We start from the raw sequence: 6,227 nt of genomic DNA, 5'->3' as shown, positions 1-6,227 counted from the left end.
CCATCGGCTCGTCGCCCGGGGCGGCCGGCTGAATGTCGAGTGTCGCGAGCACGTCTTCGACCTTGTCCGCCGAGACGAGCTCGCCCGTCAGGGCGGTGGGGTCCTCCCCCAGCTCCTCGGGCTTCCGCTTCGAGCGGGGCGGGTCGATCTCGGCCACGGCGTGTCGGCTCATTGCCACCTTCCTTTACGATTGATCGCCGGTCTCAGGTTTCACCTTCGCCTTCCATGAGACGGCTCAAGCGAGCAAAAAGTTTCCGCCGCGTTTCATATCCGCAGCTGGGGCCCTGGATTACACCCCACATGATGTTATTGGCCATAAATTACTATCTAATAAGGCCAATATTCTAGCTATGTCTTCCCCGCTGGCCTTGCCGCCGCGCCGCCTGCTCTTTCCAATGTGCAAACTCCTCGCCTTTCCCGAGTTCTGGGGGTGGCTGTGCTATCATCCGGGGCCAGGACCGTGATGTGGCCGAGACCCTCAGCATCGGCTCCGAATTCCTCTCAGGCCAGATCGTCGACACCGGTGCCGCCCTTATCGCCCGGCATTTGGCCGCCATCCGGCCGGATCTCAGGGCTCGAGCGCACGGGTGTCATGATTATGACGGGAGCTCCAGGACCTCTGGTCGACGACATCACACGCGACGCTGTCGCCGGGACGACGGACGGCGACCTCGACTCCATGCCGGGGTTGGCGCTCCGCCGGGCTTCCGTGGTGGGGAGCCCCTGACCGCGCGGTTTCGGGGGGCGGTGACCGCGGACGAAGCCGTGAGTCACCTCCGCCCGGGGATGCGGGTCCTGCTTCCCCCGGGGTGCGCGGAGCCCCGGAGTCTCGTCGAGGCGCTCGTGGCTCGGGCTCCCCGCCTTCGTCCTCTCACGCTGATGGGCGGGCTCCTCCTCGGTGACTATCCGTTCTGTGCCCGGGAGCACCAGGAGACGTTCCGCTGGGTCACCTTCCACATCATGCCGGCGCTGCGGGAGGCGATGGCGCGGGGGCAGGTGGAGTTCATCCCGGCCCGGTACTTCGACACGCTCTGGATCTTCGGGCCAGGCGGGCCGTGGGCGGCGGATGCGGTCGTGGTCCAGACCGCGCCTCCCGACCGAGACGGCCGACTCTCACTGGGGGTGTCGACGAGCTATCCGCTCCCGCTGGCGCGGACGGCTCCGCTCGTCATCGCCGAGGTCAACCACCGGATGCCGCGGACCCGCGGCGACAGCACGCTCGGCCTCGACGAGGTCGCGGCCTGGGTCGAGGTCGATCGTCCCCTGGTGCCGTATCCAGCACCGCCGGTCGGGGAGACCGAGCGTCGGATCGCCGCCCACGTGGCGGACCTCGTCCCTGACGGGGCGACGATTCAGATCGGCATCGGGTCGGTGCCCGAAGCCATGGTCGGGGTCCTGGGCGACCGGAGAGACCTCGGCATCCACTCCCTGCTGGTGGACGCCATGCTGCCGCTGCTCGAGCGCGGCATCATCACCAACGCCCGGAAGAGCCGGAATCCGGGGCGGATGGACCTTGGCGAGATCATGGGAAGCGAGGCCCTCTTCCGGTTCGTCCACGAGAATCCGGTCGTCAACATGGAGCCGTCCTCGTTGATCCACAACCCGCGGGTGGTGGCCCAGCTCGAGCGGTTCGTCTCCATCAACTCGGCGATCGAGGTGGACCTCACCGGCCAGGTCAACGCGGAATCGATCGGAGACCGGCAAGTGGCGGGGATCGGCGGTCAGTTCGACTTCGTCGAGGGCGCGTACTGGGCGCCAGGCGGGCGGTCGGTCATCGCCTTACCCGCAACCGGACGCGACGGGCAGGTCTCGCGGATCGTGGGCCGGCTGGGGGCGGGCGCCAAGGTGACGACGCCGCGGCATCTCACCGACTGCATCGTCACCGAGTTCGGGCGCGCCGAACTGCGGGGGTTGAGCGTCGACCAGCGCGCCCGCGCGCTGGTCGGGCTGGCTCACCCGCGCTACCGGGAGCGCCTCGAGCGAGAGTGGCACGACGCCCGTTGACGGCGTCGGCCGGGCCAGCTCTCGGGTGTGCTCAGGCCTTCCGGCGCGTCTTGATCTGGGCGAAGATCTCCTCGTTCGTCGGAAAGCGATAGGTCTGGTCCTTGGAGTAGACGAGGTCACCGTCGACCACCACGTCGAAGACGCCAGCGTGACCACCCTTCAGGTCAGCGGTCACTCCGAACTCTTTCTTGATTGCGGCCTGCAGACTGGAGGCCTGGGGATAGTAGTCTCATTCCGTGCAGTAGGTGATCTGGATCTGCACTGGGCTCACCTCCTTTCCCGTGCGTCACAGGGGATCGACTGACTCCCATGATACCAGAGCCGACGCGCGGGCGCGGCCTCCCGAGCCTGCCGGAGGCCGGGTCGGCGTGCTCCCGCCACCCCTCGGCCGGCCGCTGGACAGAGGCGCCGGCTCTGAGGCACTATGGGCGAGCCGAGGGGAGACCCGCTCGGCTGTCCACGGCCTGAGTCCGAACCCAGGGGAGAGGAGCCCATGGCGGTCCCACGGGACCATCCGAGCTACCTCGAGATCCGATGGGACGTCGAGAAGTGGATGCTGCTGCGACTGACCAACTTCGGCACCCAACTCGCGTTCAACCCCGGAGAGGCCATCGTCAAGGAAGGCGAGCCCGCCGACGGGCTCTACCTGATCCTCTCGGGCGCGGCACAGGTCCAGCGAGGCGGCGACGCGGGCAGTGGCCAGAAGGGGACGGTCCTGAGCACCCTCGGGCCGTTCCGCTCCTTCGGGGAAATCTCGCTCCTCGTGGAACAGCCGCGCACGGCGAGCGTCGTCGCGACCACGCCCCTCCGCTGCGTGAAGCTGACGCGGAACCAGCTGGCGCTCGTGGAGGACAAGGAGCCCAAGCTCGCTGTCCGACTGTACCGCCTCGTGGCAGAGTCGCTGGCCCGCAGCCTGATCGCCGCGCCGGCCTGACGCACGCCGGATCGCCGCCGACCGTCAGGCCGGATGGCGGCCGACCGGCCCTCCCGCCGGGCTCCCCGTCACGGTGGTTCCCGTCCTGATCGATACCGACCCGGGCATCGACGATGCGCTCGCGCTCCTCCTGGCGTTCCGAGCGCCCGGGTGGCGCGTGGAAGCCCTGACCGTCGTCGCCGGGAACGTGCCGGTCGACGTGGGGGTGCGCAACGTGGCTCGCATCCTCCGCGCGGTCGGTCCGCCGGCGCTTCCGCGGGTCGCCATCGGCCCGGCCGGGCCCCGGGCGCGTCCCCTCGTTACCGCGACCTACTTCCACGGGGAGGATGGGCTCGGCGGCGTGAGCGCCCAGTTCCCCGAGGCGCCGCTCGATCGCTACCCGGGCGACGCGGCCGATCTCCTGCTGGCGAGCGCGCAGCGGTGGCCGGGCGAGCTCACGATCGTGATGCTGGGCCCGCTCACCAACCTGGCGGCGGCGATCGATCGCAATCGCGAGGTGCTTCGGCGCGCCCGAGCCGTCGTGGTCATGGGTGGGGCGGTGGGAGTGCCGGGGAACGTGACGCCGGCGGCCGAGTACAACGTCTTCGTGGACCCGGAGGCCGCGGCGCTCGTGCTGGCGGCGGACCTGCCGCTGACGCTCGTGCCCCTGGACGTCACGCGCGAGGTGCTCTGGCCGGCCGATCGGGTGGAGCGCCTCCGTGGCGCCGGGGGGCCGGCGGGCCGGTTTGCCTACACGGTCGCCCGGGCCGGGCTGCACGGGCAGGGAAGCGCCGAACGGGCGGCGCTCACGATGCACGATCCGCTCGCGGTGGGTGTCGCCCTGGACCCGACGCTCGTGGAGACGGAAGTGGTCCGGCTGACCGTGGAGACGGCAAGCACGGTGAACCGCGGGAAGACGGCCATGGCTTCCGGCGGTTCCCGCTGCCGAGTCGCCCTCCGGGTGGACGCCGAGCGGTTCCTGCGGCGCTACGAGGAGTCCCTGTGGCCCGCGTGTGCGTGATCGGCAGCAGCAATCTGGATTTCACGGTGGCCGTTCCCCGACTGCCGCGGCCCGGAGAAACGGTGTCGGGCGGACAGCTCGGGGTTTCGGCCGGTGGAAAGGGTGCCAACCAGGCGGTCGCGGCGCGACGGCTGGGCGCCGAGGTGCGGTTCGTGACGCTGCTGGGCGTGGACCCGATGGGAGACCGCCTGGCGGCGACGCTGGCCGACGCGGGCTTGCCGGCCGAGGGGCTCCTCCGGACGACCGAAGCGGCGACCGGGGTGGCCCTGATCGCCGTGGATCCCGAGGGAAAGAACCAGATCGCGGTGGCCCCGGGCGCCAACCATCGTCTTACCCCCGAGCAGGTCGCGCCCCACGCCGCGGCGGTCGGCTGGGCCGACGTCGTCCTGGTGCAGCTCGAGACCTCGCTCGACACGGTGCGATGGGTGCTCCGGGAGAGCCGCCGATTAGGGAAGACGGCCATCCTCAACCCGGCGCCGGCCCGCGTGCTCCCCTTGCCCGCGGACCTGCTGAGGCTCGCCGACTACATCACTCCCAACGAGACGGAAGCCGGGCTCCTGACTGGATGCGAGGTCGCCGGGATTCCCGCCGCCGAGGCCGCCGGCCGGGCCCTGGTCGCGGCCGGCGTGAGGGGCGCCATCGTGACGGTCGGACCCGAGGGCGCCGTCCTGGTGGGCCCGCAGGGTGGCATCCACGTGCCGGGTTTTCGCATCTCAGCAATAGACACGGTGGGGGCCGGGGACGCCTTCAACGGTGCCCTGGCGGCGGCCCTGGCCGCTGGTGCCCCGGTCGGGGACGCGTTGCTGGTCGCGAACGCGGCCGGGGCCCTGGCGTGCACCCGGCGCGGCGCGATCGACGCGCTCCCGGGCCGCGACGAGATCCGCGCGTTGCTGGAGCAGGAGGGACGATGGCCGAAGGCCGCCTGGTGACTGGCCGCCCACCCCGGATCCACTACGCCTGGGTCGTTCTGGGTGCGGTCACGGTTGTCCTGCTCGCCGCGTCGGGCATCCGATCGTCGTTCGGCGTCTTCATCAAGCCGCTGGAGGCCGAGTTCGGTTGGGACCGGACGTCATTGTCGATCGTGGCATCGCTGTCACTCTTCCTGTACGGCGCGGTCGGTCCCCTGGTGGGCCGGCTGGCGGACCGCTGGGGTCCGCGCGGCGTCCTGGCCGCCGCGGCCGTCCTGCTGGGCGCCGGAGCGATCGGAACGGCGACGATCGTCACGCTCTGGCAGCTCTACCTGACCGCCGGCGTCGTGACCGCCCTGGGGGCCGGGGCGGCCGTCCCGGGCGTCGCGGCGGCGCTCGTGGCCCGCTGGTTCGACGCCCGGCGAGGCCTGGTGCTGGGCATCGCGGCGGGCGGGATGGCGGCCGGCCAGCTCCTCATCGTGCCGCTCGCCATGAGTCTCACCGTGGTCTGGGACTGGCGCATGACCTTCGTCGTCCTGGGGATCGGCTTCCTCCTGCTCATCCTCCCGCTGACGCTCCTCGTCATCCGGAACGATCCGCGGGACATGGGCCTCGCACCATACGGCGCGGCGTCCGGGGCGGTCCCCAAGACCGCCGGCGAGATGGCGGCCGAGCGGACGGGGCTCGCCCAGGCGGCCCGGACCGCGCCGTTCTGGCTTCTCGCCGGGAGCTTCTGGGTCTGCGGCTACACGACCTCAGGGCTGGTCCTCACCCACCTCATCCCCCACGCGACCGAGCACGGGTTCCACGCGACGCAGGCGGCCCAGGCCCTGGGAATCATGGGCGCGCTCAACGTGGTCGGCACGGTGGCGTCCGGATGGATCTGCGACCGCTTCGGTCAGAAAGGACCGCTGGCCGCCTACTACTTCCTGCGGGGGCTTTCGCTCATCTTCCTTCCCTACGTGGGGACGGTGCCGGGACTCTTCGCATTCGCCGCGGTCTTCGGCCTCAATTACATTTCGACGGTGCCCGCCACCACTGCCTTGACCGCCAAGATCTATGGCCGCTACTCGGTCGGGGAGCTCTCCGGGTGGATCTTCTTCTCGCACCAGGTTGGCTCCGCCTGCGGCTCGCTGGTCGGCGGATACCTCTACGACCGTCTCGGCGACTACACGCTCGCCTTCCACACGGCCGCCGCCATGGCCTTCGTCGCCACGATCCTGGTGCTCGGGATCCGGGAGGGGCCGGCCGCCGGGCGCCCGCCGCGACGGGCGCCGACGCCCGTCCCTTCGGCCGCCGGATCCTGACCGGCTTCGCCCGCCGCCATGCCTTCCGGCTCTCGCGCTTCGCGGAGGGCAAGCCGATCCGGGATACCTGCGGC

General features: G+C 70.8%; 5 protein-coding genes and 1 pseudogene. 5 read left to right on the top strand and 1 reads right to left on the bottom strand.

Features of this window, described 5'->3' with window-relative positions; all coding sequences use genetic code 11:
* Positions 1-765: 765 nt before the first annotated feature.
* A complete protein-coding gene (locus tag VGW35_08405; GenBank protein HEV8307677.1) occupies positions 766-2,004 on the top strand; it encodes an acetyl-CoA hydrolase/transferase C-terminal domain-containing protein in 1,239 nt (412 codons plus the stop codon).
* A 31-nt stretch (positions 2,005-2,035) separates the two neighbouring features.
* On the opposite strand, the pseudogene VGW35_08400 reads toward VGW35_08405, so the two are convergent.
* Positions 2,036-2,218 (bottom strand): annotated as a pseudogene (locus tag VGW35_08400) (Rdx family protein).
* A 279-nt stretch (positions 2,219-2,497) separates the two neighbouring features.
* On the opposite strand from VGW35_08400, the gene VGW35_08395 reads away from it, so the two are divergent.
* The 4 genes from VGW35_08395 to VGW35_08380 all read left to right on the top strand — a co-directional run bounded on the left by VGW35_08395 (position 2,498) and on the right by VGW35_08380 (position 6,153).
* Positions 2,498-2,938 (top strand): cyclic nucleotide-binding domain-containing protein, encoded by a 441-nt coding sequence (locus VGW35_08395; protein ID HEV8307676.1) that lies wholly within the window; start codon positions 2,498-2,500, stop codon positions 2,936-2,938.
* Positions 2,939-3,011: 73 nt separating this feature from the next.
* Complete coding sequence (locus tag VGW35_08390) at positions 3,012-3,938, top strand: nucleoside hydrolase (protein HEV8307675.1); 927 nt, start codon at positions 3,012-3,014, stop codon at positions 3,936-3,938.
* Positions 3,920-4,867 carry a ribokinase gene (gene rbsK, locus VGW35_08385; protein ID HEV8307674.1) on the top strand — a complete coding sequence of 316 codons (948 nt, stop codon included), beginning with the start codon at positions 3,920-3,922 and terminating at the stop codon, positions 4,865-4,867. Before VGW35_08390 ends, rbsK begins: the two co-directional genes overlap by 19 nt.
* On the top strand, positions 4,846-6,153 hold the full coding sequence (locus VGW35_08380; protein ID HEV8307673.1) for an MFS transporter: 1,308 nt from the start codon (positions 4,846-4,848) through the stop codon (positions 6,151-6,153). The genes rbsK and VGW35_08380 overlap by 22 nt, the downstream gene beginning before the upstream one ends.
* Positions 6,154-6,227: the final 74 nt, after the last annotated feature.

The sequence above is a fragment of the Candidatus Methylomirabilota bacterium genome (assembly GCA_036005065.1).
GTDB lineage: Bacteria > Methylomirabilota > Methylomirabilia > Rokubacteriales > DASRDR01 > DASYQW01.
Note: the sequence above shows the minus strand (reverse complement) of the source record. Positions and strands in the feature narration are given on the sequence as shown.